This is a genomic window from Lelliottia sp. RD5, from assembly GCF_056032945.1.
In genome coordinates this window covers 1,235,578-1,255,001 of sequence record NZ_JBVYHQ010000001.1, presented here as the reverse complement: position 1 = coordinate 1,255,001, position 19,424 = coordinate 1,235,578, and the positions used below count along the sequence as shown (strand labels likewise).

Below are 19,424 nucleotides of genomic sequence, written 5' to 3'. Positions count from 1 at the left end.
TTTCGTTGACGAACAGTTTAGATAGAATCAACGGTTATAATTGCCAGAACATTTATTTGGAATATTTATGAACCTTAAGGGAAAACGCAGGAAGCTCTATCTTCTGCTGGCAGTGGTGGTAATCGTCGGTGGTTTCTGGCTATGGCAGGTTCTCAACGCGCCCGTGCCGCACTACCAAACGCTGATTGTCCGGCCGGGCGAACTGCAACAAAACGTCCTCGCAACCGGAAAGCTGGACGCGCTGCGCAAAGTGGATGTCGGTGCGCAGGTGAGTGGTCAGTTGAAAACGCTCTCTGTGGAAATTGGTGACAAAGTGAAAAAAGGCCAGCTTTTGGGGGTTATCGATCCTGAGCAGGCAGAAAACCAAATCCGCGAAGTGGAAGCGACGCTCATGGAGCTGCGGGCGCAGCGCAGTCAGGCCGAGGCGGAACGTAAACTCGCACAGGTGACGCTTGGGCGTCAGCAGGCACTGGCCAAAACCCAGGCGATTTCGCGTCAGGATCTGGATACCGCAGCCACTGAGCTGGCGGTCAAGCAGGCGCAAATAGGCACGATTGACGCGCAAATCAAACGTAACCAGGCGTCGCTGGATACGGCCAAAGCGAATCTCGAATACACCCGCATCGTGGCCCCCATGGCGGGCGAAGTGACACAAATCACCACGCTTCAGGGTCAGACGGTGATCGCCGCGCAGCAAGCGCCAAACATTCTGACACTCGCAGATATGGGCACGATGCTGGTCAAAGCCCAGGTTTCGGAAGCTGACGTAATCCATCTCAAACCGGGCCAAAAGGCGTGGTTTACGGTGCTGGGCGATCCGCTTACGCGTTATGAAGGCGTGCTGAAAGACATTCTGCCGACGCCGGAAAAAGTCAACGACGCTATTTTCTATCACGCCCGTTTTGAAGTGCCCAACCCGAAAGGCGTACTGCGTCTGGAGATGACCGCACAGGTCCATATTCAGCTCACCGGCGTGAAAGACGTTCTGACGGTGCCGCTGGCGGCGCTCGGCGAACCGGCGGGGGTGAATCGTTATAAAGTCAAAGTATTGCGTAACGGCGAAACGCGCGAACGTGAGGTTGAAATTGGCGAGCGCAATGATACTGACGTGGTGATAGTCAAAGGCCTGGAAGAGGGAGAGGAAGTTGTCATCGGCGAAAGTCAGCCCGGAGCCGCTAAATGACGGCGTTGCTTGAGCTGAATAATATTCGCCGGAGCTATCCTTCCGGAGAGGGCGCGGTGGAGGTTCTGAAAGGGATCACGCTTCAGGTTGAGCCTGGCGAGATGGTCGCTATTGTCGGCGCGTCAGGTTCCGGTAAATCCACGCTGATGAACATTCTGGGCTGTCTGGATAAGCCGACCAGTGGCACATATCGCGTGGCGGGAACGGATATTTCCACTCTCGATAGCGATGCGCTGGCGCGGCTGCGGCGCGAGCACTTTGGCTTTATTTTCCAGCGCTATCATTTGCTCTCGCATCTGACGGCCGCACAAAACGTTGAGGTTCCTGCGGTTTACGCGGGCGTTGAGCGCAAAAAACGTCTCGAACGCGCTCAGGCATTATTAACCCGGCTGGGGTTGGCGGAGCGCGTTGATTATCAGCCTTCGCAGCTGTCCGGGGGGCAGCAGCAACGCGTCAGTATCGCCCGAGCGCTGATGAACGGTGGACAGGTCATTCTGGCCGATGAACCGACCGGCGCGCTCGACAGTCATTCTGGCGAAGAGGTGATGGCGATCCTGCACCAGCTGCGCGATCAGGGGCACACGGTGATTATTGTGACCCACGATCCGCAGGTTGCAGCGCAGGCTGAGCGGATCATTGAGATCCATGACGGCGAATTGATCAGCAACCCACCGGCCAGGAAAAACCACGCAGGCGTGCACAAAGAGGTGCTGCCGCCACCGACGGGATGGGGGCAGTTCGTCAGCGGCTTTCGCGAGGCGTTAACCATGGCCTGGCTGGCGATGGCGGCGAATAAAATGCGCACGCTCCTCACCATGCTCGGCATTATCATCGGGATCGCGTCGGTGGTGTCGATTGTGGTGGTGGGCGATGCAGCCAAACAGCTGGTGCTGGCGGATATTCGCGCGATTGGCACGAACACCATTGATGTCTATCCTGGTAAAGATTTTGGCGACGATGAGCCGCAAAATCAGCAGGCGCTGAAATATGACGATCTGGCGGCGATCCAGAAGCAGCCGTGGGTGAACTCGGCGACTCCGGCCGTTTCGCAAAACCTGCGCCTGCGTTACGGGAATATCGACGTCGCGGCCAGCGCGAACGGCGTCAGCGGCGACTATTTCAACGTTTACGGCATGACGTTCAGCGAAGGGGCAACCTTCAACGCAGAGCAGCTCGCCGGGAGAGCGCAGGTTGTCGTGCTCGACGCAAACTCGCGTAAACAGCTGTTCCCGGGAAAATCCAGCGTGGTGGGTGAAGTGATCCTGGTGGGGAACATGCCAGCCACGGTGATTGGCGTGGCAGAAGAAAAGCAGTCGATGTTCGGTAGCAGCAAAATTTTGCGCGTCTGGCTGCCGTACACGACGATTTCCGGGCGGATTATGGGCCAGTCGTGGCTGAACTCCATTACCGTGAGGGTGAAAGAGGGATACGACAGCGCCCAGGCTGAACAACAGATTGAGCGTCTGCTTACGCTGCGCCACGGCAAGAAAGATTTCTTCACCTGGAACATGGACGGCCTCTTGAAAACGGCTGAAAAGACCACACGTACTCTTCAGATGTTCCTGACGCTTGTCGCGGTTATTTCGCTCGTGGTGGGGGGGATTGGCGTGATGAATATCATGCTGGTGTCCGTGACGGAACGCACGCGTGAAATCGGCATTCGTATGGCCGTTGGCGCGCGGGCAAGCGATGTGCTGCAACAGTTTTTGATTGAAGCGGTGCTGGTGTGTTTGGTTGGCGGTGCGTTGGGGATTGCGTTGTCGATGCTGATTGCCTTTACGCTGCAACTGTTTTTACCCGGCTGGGAAATTGGTTTCTCACCGTTTGCGCTGCTGACGGCATTTTTATGTTCAACAGCGACGGGCGTTTTGTTTGGTTGGCTCCCGGCGCGCAATGCGGCGCGGCTCGATCCGGTAGATGCGCTGGCGCGCGAGTAGCGGAAATAAAAATGCCAGCCGATCGGGCTGGCATTTTGACTGGAGGATGTACACAATGAATCAGAGGGCTATGCAACAGCTTCTGCTTCGATGGGCACAATGACACTGGCATGATTGCCTTTTGGCCCCAGGTGAACATCAAACCGAACCGACTGCCCGGCTTTTAGCGTTCTGTAACCATCCATCTGAATGGTGGAATAATGAGCGAAGATATCTTCGCCGCCGCCTTCAGGGCAGATGAACCCGAACCCTTTGGCGTTGTTGAACCACTTAACAGTACCCATTTCCATGCTTCGACATCCTTCGTATATCTTATTAAGTAAGATGGAATGAACCGGTGGTGGAGTGGGGGCTGTTCAAAACCTCGCCAACTCACGCCTGTACAATTTAGATAAACCAACCATTGCGTCAAGTGTCAGGCGCTGGAGTTGGGACAATAATCAACCAAATTTTTGAAGCAGTTAACGCTATTGACGGGAATGTGACAGATATCGCGGATGGCATTAATAGATGTTTGTTATCTGATATCTGAGGTAGATTCAAAGTATGTACCGACTCCTGTCAGCGAAGATGTTCTGCCGGAAACCGTAACCGATGATGACGACTGACAATGAGTAAGAAGAACGACTGGCTGGATTTTGACCAACTGGCGGAAGACAAAGTGCGCGACGCGCTAAAACCGCCATCTATGTATAAAGTTATGTTAATGAACGATGATTACACGCCGATGGAATTTGTTATTGACGTGCTACAAAAGTTCTTTTCTTATGATGTTGAACGTGCAACGCAACTGATGCTTACCGTTCACTATCGTGGCAAAGCCATCTGCGGCATTTTTACCGCCGAAGTGGCCGAAACCAAAGTGGCGATGGTGAACGAATATGCAAGGGAGAACGAGCATCCGTTGCTGTGTACGCTGGAAAAAGCCTGAAAAGGCATAAAAATTGGGGGAGGTGCCTATGCTCAATCAAGAACTGGAACTCAGTTTAAACATGGCTTTCGCCAGAGCGCGTGAGCACCGACATGAGTTTATGACCGTGGAGCATCTGCTATTGGCACTGCTCAGCAACCCATCTGCCCGTGAAGCGCTGGAAGCGTGTTCTGTGGATCTGGTGGCGCTGCGTCAGGAACTCGAAGCCTTCATCGAACAAACGACACCGGTGCTGCCCGTCAGTGAAGAGGAGCGCGACACTCAGCCGACGCTCAGCTTCCAGCGCGTATTGCAGCGCGCGGTGTTCCACGTCCAGTCTTCTGGCCGTAACGAAGTGACCGGCGCAAACGTGCTGGTTGCCATCTTCAGTGAGCAGGAGTCGCAAGCGGCATATCTGCTGCGTAAACACGAAGTCAGCCGACTCGACGTGGTCAACTTTATCTCTCACGGAACGCGAAAAGACGAGCCGAATCAGGCATCCGATTCCAGCAGTCAGGCGAGCAATCCTGAAGAGCAAGCAGGCGGGGAGGATCGTATGGAAAACTTCACCACCAACCTTAATCAGCTTGCTCGCGTTGGCGGAATCGATCCGCTGATTGGCCGCGATAAAGAGCTGGAACGTGCGATTCAGGTGCTGTGCCGTCGCCGTAAAAACAACCCGCTGCTGGTGGGGGAATCGGGCGTGGGTAAAACCGCGATTGCCGAAGGGCTGGCCTGGCGTATCGTGCAGGGCGACGTTCCAGAAATCATGTCGGATTGCACCATCTACTCGCTGGATATTGGTTCGCTGCTGGCGGGCACGAAATATCGTGGTGATTTTGAAAAACGCTTTAAAGCCTTGCTGAAACAGCTGGAGCAAGACACCAGCAGTATCCTGTTTATCGATGAAATCCATACCATCATCGGTGCGGGCGCGGCGTCTGGCGGCCAGGTGGATGCGGCTAACCTGATTAAACCGCTGCTGTCGAGCGGTAAGATCCGCGTGATGGGGTCGACGACGTATCAGGAATTCAGCAACATTTTTGAGAAAGACCGTGCATTAGCGCGTCGCTTCCAGAAAATTGATATTACTGAGCCGTCCGTTGAAGAAACGGTGCAGATCATCAACGGCCTGAAACCGAAATATGAAGCGCACCACGACGTGCGTTATACCGCGAAAGCGGTGCGTGCGGCGGTGGAGCTGGCGGTGAAATACATCAATGACCGTCATCTGCCGGATAAAGCGATTGATGTGATCGACGAAGCGGGCGCGCGTGCGCGTCTGATGCCGGTCAGCAAGCGCAAGAAAACCGTTAACGTGGCAGACATTGAATCCGTGGTGGCGCGTATCGCGCGTATCCCTGAGAAGAGCGTTTCTCAGAGCGATCGCGACACGCTGCGTACCCTCGGCAATCGCCTGAAAATGCTGGTCTTCGGACAGGATAAAGCGATTGAAGCCTTAACCGAAGCCATCAAAATGGCGCGTGCGGGGCTGGGTCACGAGCATAAGCCGGTCGGTTCATTCCTGTTCGCCGGTCCGACCGGTGTGGGGAAAACCGAGGTGACGGTTCAGCTTTCCAAAGCGCTGGGCATTGAACTGCTGCGTTTCGATATGTCCGAGTATATGGAGCGTCACACCGTGAGTCGTTTGATCGGTGCGCCTCCGGGATACGTGGGCTTTGATCAGGGTGGTTTGCTTACCGACGCTGTGATTAAGCATCCGCACGCGGTTCTACTGCTCGATGAAATCGAGAAAGCGCACCCGGACGTGTTCAACATCCTGCTGCAGGTGATGGACAACGGAACGCTGACGGACAATAACGGGCGCAAAGCGGACTTCCGCAACGTGGTGCTGGTGATGACCACCAACGCCGGCGTGCGTGAAACCGAGCGTAAATCGATCGGCCTGATCCATCAGGATAACAGCACCGATGCGATGGAAGAGATCAAGAAGATCTTTACGCCTGAATTCCGTAACCGTCTGGATAACATTATCTGGTTCGATCACTTGTCTACCGAGGTGATTCACCAGGTTGTGGACAAGTTCATTGTCGAGTTGCAGGTTCAGCTTGATCAGAAAGGCGTATCGCTGGAAGTGAGCCAGGAGGCCCGCAACTGGCTGGCCGAGAAAGGCTATGACCGTGCGATGGGCGCGCGTCCGATGGCGCGAGCCATCCAGGATAACCTGAAAAAACCGCTGGCTAACGAACTGCTGTTTGGTTCTTTGGTGGACGGCGGCCAGGTAACCGTGGCGCTGGATCAGGCGAAGGGCGAACTGACGTATGACTTCCAGAGTGCGCAGAAGCACAAGCCGGAAGCGGCACACTAAGTTGAACGTGAGTCTTAAAAACCGGGCATTAGCCCGGTTTTTTTATGTGCTCAAAGTACCCGTTATTCAGCCCGTTCAGCCGAGCTGTTGGTTATAAATATAACCGAGTGCCACCAAATGTTGACTCACCACGCGCGGTCCGTAGCTGTCACTCCGCAATGACCAGGGATGCTTTTTTAGCCAGGTGACAAAGGCGGTACAGGATCCCAGCGAGGTTAATATCGGGTCTTCCGTGCGTCGTTGTCCCGTCAGTAGCCCAATCATTTTGCTGTGTTCGCCATTCTCCCAACGCTCCCAAACATTTTCCCACCACCCAATGCGTCGGGTATCGGTCAGGCGGAAAGGTTTATCTGCTGACACAGTGCCAGTCGCGCTTTCTGCTATATACCAGAGATCGGTTTTCCCGATGCCAACGTGAGCGGACCACGCCGTAATTGCACCGCCGCGCAGTACGCATTCATGGGCAAGATAATGATGGATGACATCCGGGAAGCGTCGCTTCAAACGCTGGAAATGGCTATGAATGGCCACCGCTGGGCGAATAATACTCCCCCGATCGTTACGTTTAAGTTTGGCGCTACCGTACTGAATCTCATCAAACTGGCAGCGCTTCATAAAGTGCACCTCCCGCTCGTGGACATATTCCACATCACGGGGCAGAAGGGCGTGGGAAAAGGGCGGTGAGATTTCGTGATAGAGCAGCGATGCGCCAGCCTTCCAGTCACAATAATTTGTGGTGACTTGCACCACTTTTCCGGAATGAACATCGGTGCTAATAACAGCATACAAACACTGGTTGGCTACGTTGCCCTGAAAGGAGATAACCAGCGTTGAGGTGGCAATATGTGTTACGGATGGTGCGGAGCCGTACAGGTGGCGTTCACACCAGTTAACGGCCAGAGACAATATTCTGTGTTCTGTTATTTCTCCGGCATACAGACCGCGTTCCAGTTGAGATAAAAGCCAATCAATGTTGCTGCGATGACGACTGTTTATCTGCAGAGGGGTGAAAACATACCGGCAGGCCCGGCACTGAAAACGTGGACTTCCTGCACGGGTATGACCATAGCGAATAATCGTTGTTGTATAGCAACGCGGGCAACCTTGTCCTGTCGCACCCAGTTTCTCATGCATAAACAGAGAAAACCAGTCGTCACACTCCTTTTCATTAAAGAGCGGGGGAAGGCTGCCGCATTTTTGGCATTCCAGCGTCGCATATCCTAGCCGATATACGGGATAAATATAGTCAGCGGCGTTCGGAATACCGAGATTAGGACATGCCCAACTTTTACAGACATTCATCGGTATTTTATAAGTGCGTTCCATATCCCTCGCCAACTGATTTTGTAAGTCGATAATATTGTCGATTCTTTTTCATTGATGTCGTGAGAAGGCTCACACTTTATGCCGCTTTTAAAAAGACAATGGAGTCCGTCATTTTATTAAAGAGGCTAAGATGAAAAAATCTATTTTCGCTGTTCTGTTGATGTCTGGATATTTATCTCAGGCGATTGCACAGGATGTAACCATCATTTACACCAACGATCTTCATGCACATGTTGAGCCATATAAATTACCTTATGTTGCTCAGGGGAAACGTGCTATTGGTGGGTTCGCAACTATCGCCACGTTTGTTAAGCAGGAAAAATCAAAAAACAAAGCCACATTTTATTTTGATGCCGGAGACTATTTTACCGGTCCCTATATCAGCAGTTTGACGAAAGGGAAAGCAATCATAGATATTATGAATACTATGTCCTTTGATGCTGCATCGGTAGGCAATCATGAGTTCGATCATGGATGGGATAATACGTTGCTTCAACTCAGTCAGGCTAAATTCCCCGTTCTTTTAGGGAATGTGTTTTATAAAAATAGCAATGTTTTATTCTGGAATAAACCCTACACCATTATTGAAAAGGAAGGGGTGAAAATCGGCGTAATTGGGCTGCATGGTGTTTTTGCTTTCGATGATACGGTTTCATCCTCAATGCGCCAGGGAATTGAGGCGCGGGACGAAGTGAAATATTTGCAGTACTATCTGGACGAACTACGCGGAAAAGTCGATATCACGGTTGCGCTGATGCATGAAGGTTTTCCTGCCCGGCAGTCCAGTATTGGCAGCGCAGATGTCAGGCGGGCGCTTGATAAAGATATTCAAACGGCGCGACAGGTGAAAGGACTGGATATTCTGATTACCGGGCACGCACATGTGGGAACGCCTGAGCCAATAAAAGTTGGGCAGACGCTGGTGCTCTCGACAGACAGCGGCGGGATCAATATCGGTAAGCTTGTGCTCAATGTGGATCCTGAAAAGCATCGTCACGACACAAAAAGTTTTGAACTGAAAACGCTCTATGCCGATGAGTGGAAGCCCGACCCGTCCACGCAAAAGGTCATCGACAGCTGGAATAAAACGCTGTCAGAAACGGTCCAGCAAAAAGTGGGAACAACGCCCATCACGCTGACTCGCGCGTATGGTGAGTCTTCTCCGATGGGCAACGTATTTACCGATGCGATGCTGATTGCAGCCCCTGATGCGCAGCTGGCGCTGACGAATTCTGGGGGACTTCGCGCGGATATCAATGCGGGGACTATCACACTGGGTGATGTGATCAGCACATTCCCATTCCCGAATGAACTCACTGTAATGGATTTAAGCGGTAAAGCCCTGCGTAGCCTGATGGAGCATGGCGCGTCCCTCACGAATGGGGTGTTGCAAATGTCAAAAGGCGTGAAAATGCGTTACGACCCGCAAAAACCAACGGGCCAGCGCGTCGTGCTTTTCACCTTAAATGACAAACCCATTATTGATAACGAAACCTATCGCGTCGCAACCAACAGTTTCCTTGCGCCGGGAGGCGATGGTTTTAACGCATTTACTCAGGGGCAGAATAAACAGGTAAAAGGTGGCTATAACCTTTCCAATGCGGTGATTGATTATTTGTTGAAAGGGAATCAAATCATCCCCCAGCAGGTAAATGAAATGCGCGTCAATAGCGTGAACAGTAACTAATACTATCAGGTGCTTAATATGGCAATTATTTATACAGATAGGGATCTCGCCCCTGCAAACAATCAGCTTGCGGCGTACCTTAATTTTATAATCGATGAGGCGGTAACGTATTCTTATACGGTTCTAGCCAGAAATACCAGTCCAACAAGTGTGGATTTCAACTACGTTTCTGATGTCACTATTGAGAATACCGACAATATAGTGAAAATTCCTGTAATAGGACTTTATGCCAATTATCCCAATCAAGTCAGGGTTATGTTTAAAGACCTGGATGGCATAGAGATTTTTAACCAAATCATCATGGTGCGAACGGATACGCAAGTTTATCGCGATGCAACTATTTTTCATTTGAATATTGAACATACGGATACAACAAAGTTTACCTCTGTATGGGGAAATAGTTGGCTAATGACCACAAACTGCGATGGGTATGACCAGAATGGCGATCTCCGCTGTTATTATTCCGAGCCTTATCGTAATCAGATGTTAAGAACCCACAATGGTTACTTTTACATAGGGAGCGATGAAGATGAACACTGGTACGGCCGCCGGTTTTTCAAAATTGATATTTTAGGCAATGTTATTCTGGAATTTACTCTACGCGATAGTAATAACAATCGTTTTGCCAATACTCACGATCTGGCCTGGGACTCAGCCGGTAATATCTATATGATCGGTAACGATAACCCGGATCGATCGACGAATACCATGAGGCAGGATGCGTCTATCCTAAAATTTGATGACAATACAGGGACGATGATCTGGGCCAGAAATTATACCAGGGATTTTAATAATGCGCAGATCCTGAATAACAGCCCGACAAATGACGTTCATCTTAACTCACTTTCCTGGATCCCAGCAGGTAACGTCAACGGCGAAGCTATTATTGTACACACTCGCTCCACGGGTATTATCCTTGGTATCTCTCCCGAAAATGGGGAAATTTTATGGACGATAAATTCAGGTGGATTTAATGGAGCTCTCTTTGCTAATGGGCTCGATACGTCTGGTATCACGGCCTTTGAAAATGGCGCCCATACGGTATGTGTTACTGATAACAGTAAGTTTGTCGGCAATACAGATGTAAGTCAGGGGAAATTTGTTCTCTCGTTATTTGATAACCGCTCCTGCGTTGATCCGGATGGGCAAGCCGTTACGCGTGCCATTACCGCCGACGCAACGGCTGAACCCTATCAAACCGATCCTGCTCGGGTAATGTTCTACGCCGTTAATCTCACGACAAATACGGTGACCCAGGCGCAACCTAGTATTGACCTTCCTTCCGAAACCGTTCCCCAAATAACCGATTTTATGGGTGCCGTCTTCGACCATAATGACTATTACAGTATTTATACCAATCATGCTCGTTCATTTTTTATCAGTGATGTAAACGGTGAGATTATTGCCACTGTCTACGATGTAATTTGCTCACTGGATGGTTATCCGGAGTTTTCTGGCGAGTGTTACCGGGCAAGACTGTTTGCTGAAAGTGAGCTCAATGACTTAATTGGTGTTGGGTATAAGGTGGCTAACACCTGATTGTCTTCCGGGTATTTTTCTGCGTTAAAACAGGGCGTTATTTTAATGCCGGTCACCTGAGGTGTCCGGCATTGTTACAGAAGGAACGCCTTGGTCTGGCTTCACGGTATAAATTGAAAAATTTTGCGAGGCGTTTTCCAGAATTTAAAACGCGCTATTGCTGGATAAAAATACAGTCATAAAATGGCGGCGCACCTGCAAAATCAGGTGTCAGGATTGGCGTCCTGAAAGTGTGTGATCGGCAATATTTTGTCGGTGGTTTCGTTCGCCCTAAGGAAAAGGGTATAGTTCTGCTTCTGGCGGGCGAATCGGGAGCTTCTTTTGAAGCGCCAGTATGCACACACACTGGTACGCCAATTCCTTTTCGTCCGCCGCCTGCGAATTTGGCGTTTCCTGCGGTGGTAAATTCAATGTGTGTGAAGGAATTACCCGATGAATTCAAAAGAAAGCGTTAACCCATTGTACAGCGAATTAAGCCTGAATAACTTTGATCTTCCGGTTCTTCCGGTTCTTGCGGAGCGCTGCAACCTGCTCACCGAAATATTGCTCGACTGCCACTCTCTTTCGCAAATGCAACCTGTCTGTCGATGCCTTTCTGCTTATCTGGACACGCTTCAACGCGAGGTGGCAAAATCGATGACCGACTTTTACGTGGTTGAAAGCGCCGATGACCACCCCCTGAAGCGAAAAGAGTGGCTTTTAGAAGATACCGAAACGCTTTGTGATTACTGCCGCGCGTTAAATCACGTTTTGCAGATTTCACACGTTGATGGAGAGATGCGCCCTCATCTTACCGGCCTGCTGCACGACATCACGCACGCGATTGCTGACGATCTCAATGGCCCTCAGATCCAGGTCACAAACCGTTCCCTCTAACCGAACCGTGCCGGGATAGTTCCCGGCACAATCCAAAACCCTTTTTTCAGATGATTTTTAACGTATTGATTTTATTACGCGTAAATAACCACTCAGAAAAAAGGGTGGAAATGGCTGAATGTTGATTATTTTGCGTCGCAACAATAAGATAGCGCCGTAGCACTTCAGTTCACTGCCGTGCAGGCAGCTTAGAAATTTAAACTTTTACGTTCGTCGGGTTTGCGGTCGTTCACTGCCGTGCAGGCAGCTTAGAAAGGTGTCGATGATTCAGAGCCGGAACGACGCTGGTTCACTGCCGTGCAGGCAGCTTAGAAAGTGAAGAACGGGCAACCCGCGCCCGCCGCTGGGTTCACTGCCGTACAGGCAGCTTAGAAATGGTTGGTGGCGCGAATGTTCTGATCGCAGCTGTTCACTGCCGTACAGGCAGCTTAGAAAGTAAATACATGGCGAGTATCGATAAGGCCGGGGTTCACTGCCGTACAGGCAGCTTAGCGACTCGAAGACATTGAAGGATATGGCAGAGCTCTGTTCACTGCCAGACAAGCAATGATAAATCGCCAACATTGCGCATTTCGCACTGAGCTTAATTGCCCACGCGCGCTCATTCACTGCTGCTGCGATATAGGCATCAATAACCATCCAGAAATACAAAAAAATAAGGCCGGGGATATCCCGGCCTTATTTATATCTGTACGCCTTCAGCGGCGAAATTAATTAGCGACTACGGAAGACAATGCGGCCTTTGCTCAGGTCGTACGGGGTCAGCTCAACAGTCACTTTGTCGCCCGTCAGGATACGGATGTAGTTTTTGCGCATTTTACCGGAGATGTGCGCGGTGACCACGTGACCGTTTTCCAGTTCTACGCGAAACATGGTGTTAGGCAACGTATCAAGTACGGTACCCTGCATTTCAATATTGTCTTCTTTGGCCATCTAATCCTCTGGGGTATCACTACCAAGTTTTGAACCGGCAAGATAATGCCGAAATTCATCAATTAAGTAAAGAATTGCGCGTTTAAAACGCAACAAAACAGTTTCGGCGCATTGCCCAGTCGTCACGGTATAACCGTACGAGAAGCGCATTCGTAAAGGGGTGACGACAGGATAAACGTCAGGACGTTATCTGATGCGAAGAGTTCCCAAACGGCGGCGGGGCAACAGGCAGAAGCTACTCTGCGGCACCAATTATAACACTCCTCATCAAAAATGGGCGGAAAACATTTACACCTGAGGCATAAAGAGTGTTCTCGGCACCCAAAAGTTCTGTGGGAGCTTTTGCAGGCGTAGCTTGTCCAGTTGATCGAGGTAATGGCGACGCGTAATTTCAACCGCACCTAGTGACGCCGTGTGTTCGTTGAGCACCTGACAATCCATCAGTTGACCACCGCGCAGGGAAAACTCCTGACAAAAAACCAGCAGCGCGGTTTTAGAGGCGTTAATCGCGCGACTGAACATCGATTCACCGCAAAATAATGTCCCTTGCGCCACGCCATACATTCCCCCCACCAGCGTGTCGTTGTCCCAGACTTCAATCGAGTGCGCATAGCCCAGTTCATGTAAACGAAGATAGGCATTGATAATATCGTGGGTAATCCAGGTGCCTTCATCACGATCTGCCGCGCAGCCCTCAATAACCTGCCCAAAAGCATAATTAAGCGTGACGCGGTAGGGTGATTTGGCATGAAAGCGCTTCATGCTGCGGCTGAGGTGAAACTGTGATGGCTCCAGTATCGCGCGGGGATCGGGTGACCACCACAAAATGGGATCGCCGGGTGAAAACCACGGGAAAATCCCGCGCTGGTAGGCCATTAACAGGCGTGCCGGGCTTAAATCCCCGCCGAGTGCGAGTAGCCCATTGGGTTCACGTAGCGCTCCCTCTGGCGGAGGGAACGCAATGTTATGACGAGAAAGCTGGACCAGGCGCATGACAACAGAACTCCAATACGCGAGTTAGGATCGGTTCAAATATAGTCTACAGACGTTGTTTAAACTGGTAATAACGACCCTGTTTCGCGAACAATTCTGCGTGACTACCTTGCTCAATAATCTGTCCGTTGTCCATGACAATTATTTGATCAAAATTCGCCAGCCCGCGCAGGCGGTGAGTCACCATCAGCACGGTTTTGTTTTTCATGGTTTGCGCCAGTAAATCAAGGATTTGGCTTTCAGTGGTTGCGTCGAGGCCTTCTGTCGGTTCATCCAATAACATGAAGGGGGCATCGTGCAGTAATGCTCTTGCTACTGCCAGACGACGCAATTCACCACCGGAAAGCTGGCGTCCTCCTTCGCCAAGCCAGGCGTTCAAACCGTCATCCTCAAGCAGCTTGTGTAAACCCACTTTTTCGAGAACAGCGCACAACGCTTCATCAGAAGCGGTAGGGGAGGCCAGCAGTAAATTGTCGCGCAGAGTTGCGCTAAAGAGATGAACGCGCTGCGGTACAACGCTGACGATTTTGCGCAGCGTCTGCTCGTTAAAATCGGTCAGGGGTGTGGTATTAAAAAGAATCTGTCCCTGGCGCGGATCCCACGCACGGGTCAGCAGCTGTAAAAGCGTCGATTTACCACAGCCTGTTCGGCCAAGAATGGCGACATTCTGCCCCGCCTGGACTGTCAGATTGATACCATCAAGCGCATTTTGCGTTTGTCCCTCGTAGGCAAACGTCACCTCTGTCAGCTGCACAGCGACGCTGTCTGGCACGACTGAGTGACCTTCCTTGAACTGGACTTCCGGCGTTTGCTCAACGATCTGCGTGATGCGCACCGCAGAGGCAATAACCTGGCCAAGGTGCTGGAATGCGCCGGTCACAGGCGCGAGCGCCTCAAATGCTGCAAGTGCACAAAAGACGAACAGAGCAATTAGCGCACCGGGCTGGGTATTCCCCCCCACGCCTCCGGCGGCCATCCACAGCATTGCAATCACAGCGAAACCGCCAATCAACAGCATCAACGCCTGAGAGAGCGCCGTCAGCTCCGATTGTCTGCGCTGAGCTTCATGCCAGCTCAGCTCAGTGCTTTCCATCCGGGCGCGATAGCGTCGGCTGGCACCAAAAATGGTTAATTCGGCCTGGCCTTGCAGCCATGATGTCAACTGCTGACGGTAGTCCCCGCGCAAACGCGTGAGTTTTTCACCCGTTGCTTTGCCCGCGCGATAAAACAGCGGTGGCAACAAGAGAAGCGTGAGTAACATTATGCCGCCGAGCGTGAGGGCAAGCGGCACATCAAGCATACAAAGCCCCAGCGTGACAACGGCGATCACCACAAAAGCACCTACCAGCGGGGAAATCACGCGCAGGTAAAGGTGATCCAGCGTATCGACGTCAGCGACGACGCGGTTTAGTAAATCACCCTGACGAAAACGCGCCAGCCCGGCAGGAGAGAGCGGCAGCAGCTTGCTGAACGTGAAAATACGCAGATGCTGCAGGACGCGGAAAGTTGCGTCGTGACTGACCAGACGCTCAAAATATCGACCTGCGGTGCGCGCGATAGCCGTGCCACGAACGCCCGCAGCGGGCAGCATATAGTTGAAGCTGTATAATCCGGCAAAGCCTGCAACAGCAGACGCGGACAGGAACCAGCCAGAGAGCGTCAGCAGGCCAATGCTTGCCAGAAGCGTTAAAATGGCGAGCACAACGCCGAGTGTGAGCATCCATTTATGGCGTTTATAAAGCGCGAGATACGGGAGTAGGGCACGCATTAAATATCCTCCTGACGATTTGCCAGCAGAGCCGCAAAGGGCCCCTGAGCCGCAGCGAGCGTTGCGTAATCGCCTTGCTCAACAATATGGCCGTTTTCCATCACCCAAATCTGATCCCATTCGGCAATGCCTTCCAGTTGATGCGTCACCATCAGCGTCGTCTGCTGCTTTGACGCGTCATTCAGCGCCTGCATAACACGTTGCTCGCTGTGGGCATCCAGGCTGGCGGCGGGTTCGTCGAGCAACATCAGCTGGCTTGCGTTAAGCAGGGCACGCGCCACGGCGATGCGCTGTGCCTGGCCAACGGAAAGTCCTGCGGACTGATCGCCCACCACGGTATCAACGCCGTTTGGCAGACCCGGCAGGAACTCGCTAACCCAGGCGCGATCGAGCACTGATTTGAGCTCATCTTCATGCGCATCGGGACGCGCCAGTAAGACATTCTCGCGCAGCGTAGAAGCAGGTAGCTGTGGGTTTTGCCCCACCCAGCTCAACTGTTTGCGCCAGGCATCGGGCTCAAGCGAGCGCAGTTCGGTTCGATTGACCTGCAACGAACCGGTGTACGCCATAAATCCGGATAACGCATTCAGCAACGAGCTTTTCCCTGAACCGCTCGTGCCGACTAAAACGACGCGCTGACCCGCAGCAAGCGTGAAGTTAAGCGGACCAGCGAGCACTTTGCCTTCTGGCGAAAGCACAGAAAAGTCATGGGCTTCAAGAGTGACTGGCTCCTTACCGTTGAGCGTGACTTCACCGCGTTCGGGATGGGCCAGCGGCGTTTCAAGGAAGGTTTTCAGGCTGTCAGCGGCGCCAACGGCCTGCGCTTTGGCGTGATAAAACGTCCCCAAATCGCGCAGCGGCTGGAAAAATTCGGGTGCCAGAATGAGCGCGAGGAAACCAGCAGACAGCGTTACTGCCGTGCCGTAGTGACCAAAATCGAGCGCGCCGAGATACGAGAAACCGAAGTAAACGGCCACCAGGGCAATCGAAAGCGACGTAAAGAATTCAAGTACGCCGGAGGACAGGAAGGCCATACGCAGCACTTCCATCGTGCGCTGGCGGAAATCCTGTGACGCGAGGCGAATATTGTCAATTTCGGCTTCACCACGGCCAAAGACGCGCAGGGTTTCCATCCCACGCAGTCGGTCAAGAAAATGCCCACTCAGGCGGCCGAGCGCAAGGAAATTGCGCCGGTTGGCATCAGCAGCCCCCATTCCGACCATTGCCATAAACATCGGTATAAGCGGCGCAGTTCCCAGCAAAATTAACGCAGCAACCCAGTTGGTTGGGAAAATGGCGAGCACAATAAGCAGCGGAACAAAAACCGCCAGCGCCATCTGCGGGAGATAGCGGGCATAGTAATCGTGCATATCGTCGATTTGTTCGAGAATAAGCGTCGCCCAGCTTCCGGCCGGTTTTCCCTGAATCCATGCGGGGCCAGCTTCCTGAAGTCTGTCGAGCACTTTACGTCGGATTTCATAGCGAATTTGCTGTCCGGCATAAAAGCCCACCCGCTCGCGTAGCCAGACAACCCAGGCGCGAAGAATAAAGACCAACACCAGCACGACAAAAGGCATCAACAGTGCCTCGCGCGGTATATTTTCCATAATCATATGGTTGAGAATGCGGGCCAGCAGCCATGCCTGGGCGACAATCAACAAACCGCTGATAAAACCCAAAAGGCGGGAAATATTCAGCCAGCGGCGCGAAAGAACGCTTTGCTGTTTAAGCCAGCGAGTTAACTCTTGTTGACGGTTTTTTTCCATTGCGTACTTTGCAGGTAACATTATTAGAATTGGGCTTCGCAATGTTACATGCCAGGCAAAATAAAGGCGACCTATCGTCGCCTTTATTTACGTTTGTTACTGACTTGTAAAGATTATTTACTCAGTTCAGCCAGTCCGTCCAGATAACGTTCTGCATCGAGCGCGGCCATGCAGCCTGTGCCCGCAGAGGTGATCGCTTGACGATAGATGTGGTCCATAACATCTCCCGCAGCAAAGACGCCCGGAATGCTGGTTTGAGTTGCATTCCCGTGGATGCCCGACTGCACTTTGATGTAGCCGTTTTCCAGCGCCAGTTGACCGTCAAAAATACCGGTATTTGGGCTGTGACCGATGGCGACAAACAGGCCAGCCACTTCCAGGGATTCGACGTTATCGCTGTTTTGCGTATCGCGCAGGCGCAGGCCTGACACACCCATTTGGTCACCGGTCACTTCTTCCAGCGTGCGATGCGTATGCAGCACGATATTGCCGCTGGCGACTTTGTCCATCAGGCGTTTGATCAGAATTTTTTCAGCACGGAAGGTGTCGCGACGGTGAATCAGGTGCACTTCCGAGGCGATGTTCGCCAGGTACAGTGCTTCTTCAACCGCGGTGTTGCCTCCGCCGATGACCGCTACTTTCTGGTTACGATAGAAGAAACCATCACAGGTTGCGCAGGCAGAGACACCGCGGCCCTTAAATGCTTCTTCAGAAGGCAACCCCAGATAACGAGCAGATGCGCCCGTCGCGATGATGAGCGCGTCACAGGTGTATTCGCCGTTGTCGCCGGTCAGACGGAAAGGACGGTTTTGTAGATCAACTTTGTTGATGTGATCGAACAGAATTTCTGTGTCGAACTTGGTCGCGTGCTCGTGCATGCGCTCCATCAGCAGCGGCCCGGTTAGGTCATGCGGATCGCCTGGCCAGTTTTCCACTTCCGTTGTGGTGGTCAACTGACCGCCTTTTTCCATGCCGGTGATCAAAACCGGTTGCAGATTAGCGCGTGCAGCGTAGACCGCTGCGGTGTATCCCGCAGGTCCAGAACCAAGGATTAGCAGCTTACTGTGTTTGGCCGTGCCCATGAGATCCTCATTAGTGTTGGCAGACATTTGCTCGGATTGTAGGGAATTTGTTGCCGTAAAAAAAGAGCACAGCAATTTTGTAAACGATTTGTGCAATAGCCATTGGCGATGACGCGGGGAAAAAAGCGTAACAATATAACGATTTCTGATGAAAATCGGTCGTTTATAAGGCGACAAAATGAGGATTAATACCCGACCGCAATGAATAACTGGCACGTTGTACTAAAAAACGATGTTTTACTTTGACAATCCCCTGCGCTTTTGCGAAAACATTGAAGGAAGAAAAAATCTGCGCTAACGGTGTGTCGCATAGGCATGCACATAAACGCCATTTTTACCGGGTCAGCGAAAATTATGCAGGGTGTGGACAGATACCCTCCATGATGTCGATGGCAGCCTCTGGGCAACGGTCTTCTTACCGTAGAACCCGAATCTGCATCGCGTACACATTATAAAAGGCGATGCGATAAACAACGGGTACAGACTCTGAACAGTGAAGTGCAAAGGGTCCAGGCAGGAGTAGGGAAGGAATACAGAGAGACAATAATAATGGTAGATAGCAAAAAGCGCCCTGGCAAAGATCTCGACCGCATCGATCGTAACATTCTTAATGAGTTGCAAAAGGATGGGCGTATTTCCAACGTCGAGCTTTCAAAACGTGTGGGACTTTCTCCGACGCCGTGCCTCGAGCGTGTGCGCCGACTGGAAAGACAGGGTTTTATTCAGGGCTATACAGCTCTGTTAAACCCGCATTATCTGGATGCCTCACTTCTCGTTTTTGTTGAGATTACTCTGAATCGTGGCGCACCGGATGTGTTTGAGCAATTTAATACCGCGGTACAAAAACTTGAAGAAATTCAAGAGTGTCACTTGGTTTCAGGCGATTTCGACTACTTGTTGAAAACCCGCGTACCTGATATGTCAGCCTATCGTAAACTGTTAGGTGAAACCTTGCTGCGACTGCCTGGTGTGAACGACACCCGTACCTATGTGGTAATGGAAGAAGTCAAACAGAGCAATCGTCTGGTGATTAAGACACGCTAATACGGAACAGGTGCAAAATCAGTGTAATTTGATTACACTCCTGTTAATCCA

The 19,424-nt window shown here is 51.7% G+C and carries 15 protein-coding genes and 1 CRISPR repeat array; of the genes, 8 read left to right on the top strand and 7 right to left on the bottom strand.

Annotated features, from left to right (window positions below):
• Positions 1–67 precede the first annotated feature (67 nt).
• Both macA and macB read left to right on the top strand, forming a co-directional pair.
• Positions 68–1,183, top strand: coding sequence for a macrolide transporter subunit MacA (macA, locus tag AC0LWE_RS06255; RefSeq protein ID WP_059178477.1), 1,116 nt, complete (start codon positions 68–70; stop codon positions 1,181–1,183).
• The gene (gene macB / locus AC0LWE_RS06250; protein ID WP_059178476.1) at positions 1,180–3,120 is read left to right on the top strand and encodes a macrolide ABC transporter ATP-binding protein/permease MacB; all 1,941 of its coding nucleotides are present in this window, start codon (positions 1,180–1,182) and stop codon (positions 3,118–3,120) included. The genes macA and macB overlap by 4 nt, the downstream gene beginning before the upstream one ends.
• A gap of 68 nt (positions 3,121–3,188) precedes the next feature.
• On the opposite strand, the gene cspD is transcribed toward macB, so the two are convergent.
• Positions 3,189–3,410: a cold shock-like protein CspD gene (gene cspD / locus AC0LWE_RS06245; RefSeq protein ID WP_059178475.1), complete on the bottom strand. Its 222-nt coding sequence runs from the start codon at positions 3,408–3,410 to the stop codon at positions 3,189–3,191.
• 320 nt (positions 3,411–3,730) lie between these two features.
• Here cspD and clpS point away from each other — a divergent pair, with 320 nt between their 5' ends.
• Together clpS and clpA are read left to right on the top strand one after the other, a co-directional pair.
• Positions 3,731–4,051 (top strand): ATP-dependent Clp protease adapter ClpS, encoded by a 321-nt coding sequence (gene clpS / locus AC0LWE_RS06240; protein ID WP_012016798.1) that lies wholly within the window; start codon positions 3,731–3,733, stop codon positions 4,049–4,051.
• 28 nt (positions 4,052–4,079) lie between these two features.
• Complete coding sequence (gene clpA, locus AC0LWE_RS06235) at positions 4,080–6,359, top strand: ATP-dependent Clp protease ATP-binding subunit ClpA (protein ID WP_059178474.1); 2,280 nt, start codon at positions 4,080–4,082, stop codon at positions 6,357–6,359.
• A 75-nt stretch (positions 6,360–6,434) separates the two neighbouring features.
• On the opposite strand, the gene AC0LWE_RS06230 is transcribed toward clpA, so the two are convergent.
• Complete coding sequence (locus AC0LWE_RS06230; RefSeq protein WP_219346824.1) at positions 6,435–7,685, bottom strand: IS1/IS1595 family N-terminal zinc-binding domain-containing protein; 1,251 nt, start codon at positions 7,683–7,685, stop codon at positions 6,435–6,437.
• A gap of 130 nt (positions 7,686–7,815) precedes the next feature.
• On the opposite strand from AC0LWE_RS06230, the gene AC0LWE_RS06225 reads away from it, so the two are divergent.
• The 3 genes from AC0LWE_RS06225 to AC0LWE_RS06215 all read left to right on the top strand — a co-directional run bounded on the left by AC0LWE_RS06225 (position 7,816) and on the right by AC0LWE_RS06215 (position 11,787).
• On the top strand, positions 7,816–9,372 hold the full coding sequence (locus AC0LWE_RS06225) for a bifunctional metallophosphatase/5'-nucleotidase (protein ID WP_474265040.1): 1,557 nt from the start codon (positions 7,816–7,818) through the stop codon (positions 9,370–9,372).
• A gap of 18 nt (positions 9,373–9,390) precedes the next feature.
• The gene (locus tag AC0LWE_RS06220) at positions 9,391–10,911 is read left to right on the top strand and encodes an aryl-sulfate sulfotransferase (RefSeq protein WP_219346823.1); all 1,521 of its coding nucleotides are present in this window, start codon (positions 9,391–9,393) and stop codon (positions 10,909–10,911) included.
• A 432-nt stretch (positions 10,912–11,343) separates the two neighbouring features.
• Entirely contained in the window at positions 11,344–11,787 is a 444-nt protein-coding gene (locus AC0LWE_RS06215) for a hypothetical protein (protein WP_219346822.1), read from the top strand.
• Positions 11,788–11,954: 167 nt separating this feature from the next.
• Positions 11,955–12,279: direct repeats of the CRISPR family, unit length 25 nt; unit sequence GTTCACTGCCGTACAGGCAGCTTAG.
• 222 nt (positions 12,280–12,501) lie between these two features.
• Here the strand turns inward: AC0LWE_RS06215 and infA are convergent.
• The 5 genes from infA to trxB form a co-directional block, all read right to left on the bottom strand.
• The gene (infA, locus tag AC0LWE_RS06210) at positions 12,502–12,720 is read right to left on the bottom strand and encodes a translation initiation factor IF-1 (RefSeq protein ID WP_002211347.1); all 219 of its coding nucleotides are present in this window, start codon (positions 12,718–12,720) and stop codon (positions 12,502–12,504) included.
• A 288-nt stretch (positions 12,721–13,008) separates the two neighbouring features.
• On the bottom strand, positions 13,009–13,713 hold the full coding sequence (aat, locus tag AC0LWE_RS06205; RefSeq protein ID WP_202694089.1) for a leucyl/phenylalanyl-tRNA--protein transferase: 705 nt from the start codon (positions 13,711–13,713) through the stop codon (positions 13,009–13,011).
• A 46-nt stretch (positions 13,714–13,759) separates the two neighbouring features.
• Positions 13,760–15,481 (bottom strand): heme ABC transporter ATP-binding protein/permease CydC, encoded by a 1,722-nt coding sequence (gene cydC, locus AC0LWE_RS06200; protein WP_202694088.1) that lies wholly within the window; start codon positions 15,479–15,481, stop codon positions 13,760–13,762.
• Positions 15,481–17,247 (bottom strand): heme ABC transporter permease/ATP-binding protein CydD, encoded by a 1,767-nt coding sequence (gene cydD, locus AC0LWE_RS06195; protein ID WP_216981612.1) that lies wholly within the window; start codon positions 17,245–17,247, stop codon positions 15,481–15,483. The genes cydC and cydD overlap by 1 nt, the downstream gene beginning before the upstream one ends.
• Before the next feature lie 113 nt (positions 17,248–17,360).
• Positions 17,361–18,329 (bottom strand): thioredoxin-disulfide reductase, encoded by a 969-nt coding sequence (trxB, locus tag AC0LWE_RS06190; protein ID WP_059178467.1) that lies wholly within the window; start codon positions 18,327–18,329, stop codon positions 17,361–17,363.
• 549 nt (positions 18,330–18,878) lie between these two features.
• Between trxB and lrp the strand changes: the two genes are divergently transcribed.
• Complete coding sequence (lrp, locus tag AC0LWE_RS06185) at positions 18,879–19,373, top strand: leucine-responsive transcriptional regulator Lrp (RefSeq protein ID WP_000228473.1); 495 nt, start codon at positions 18,879–18,881, stop codon at positions 19,371–19,373.
• Positions 19,374–19,424: the final 51 nt, after the last annotated feature.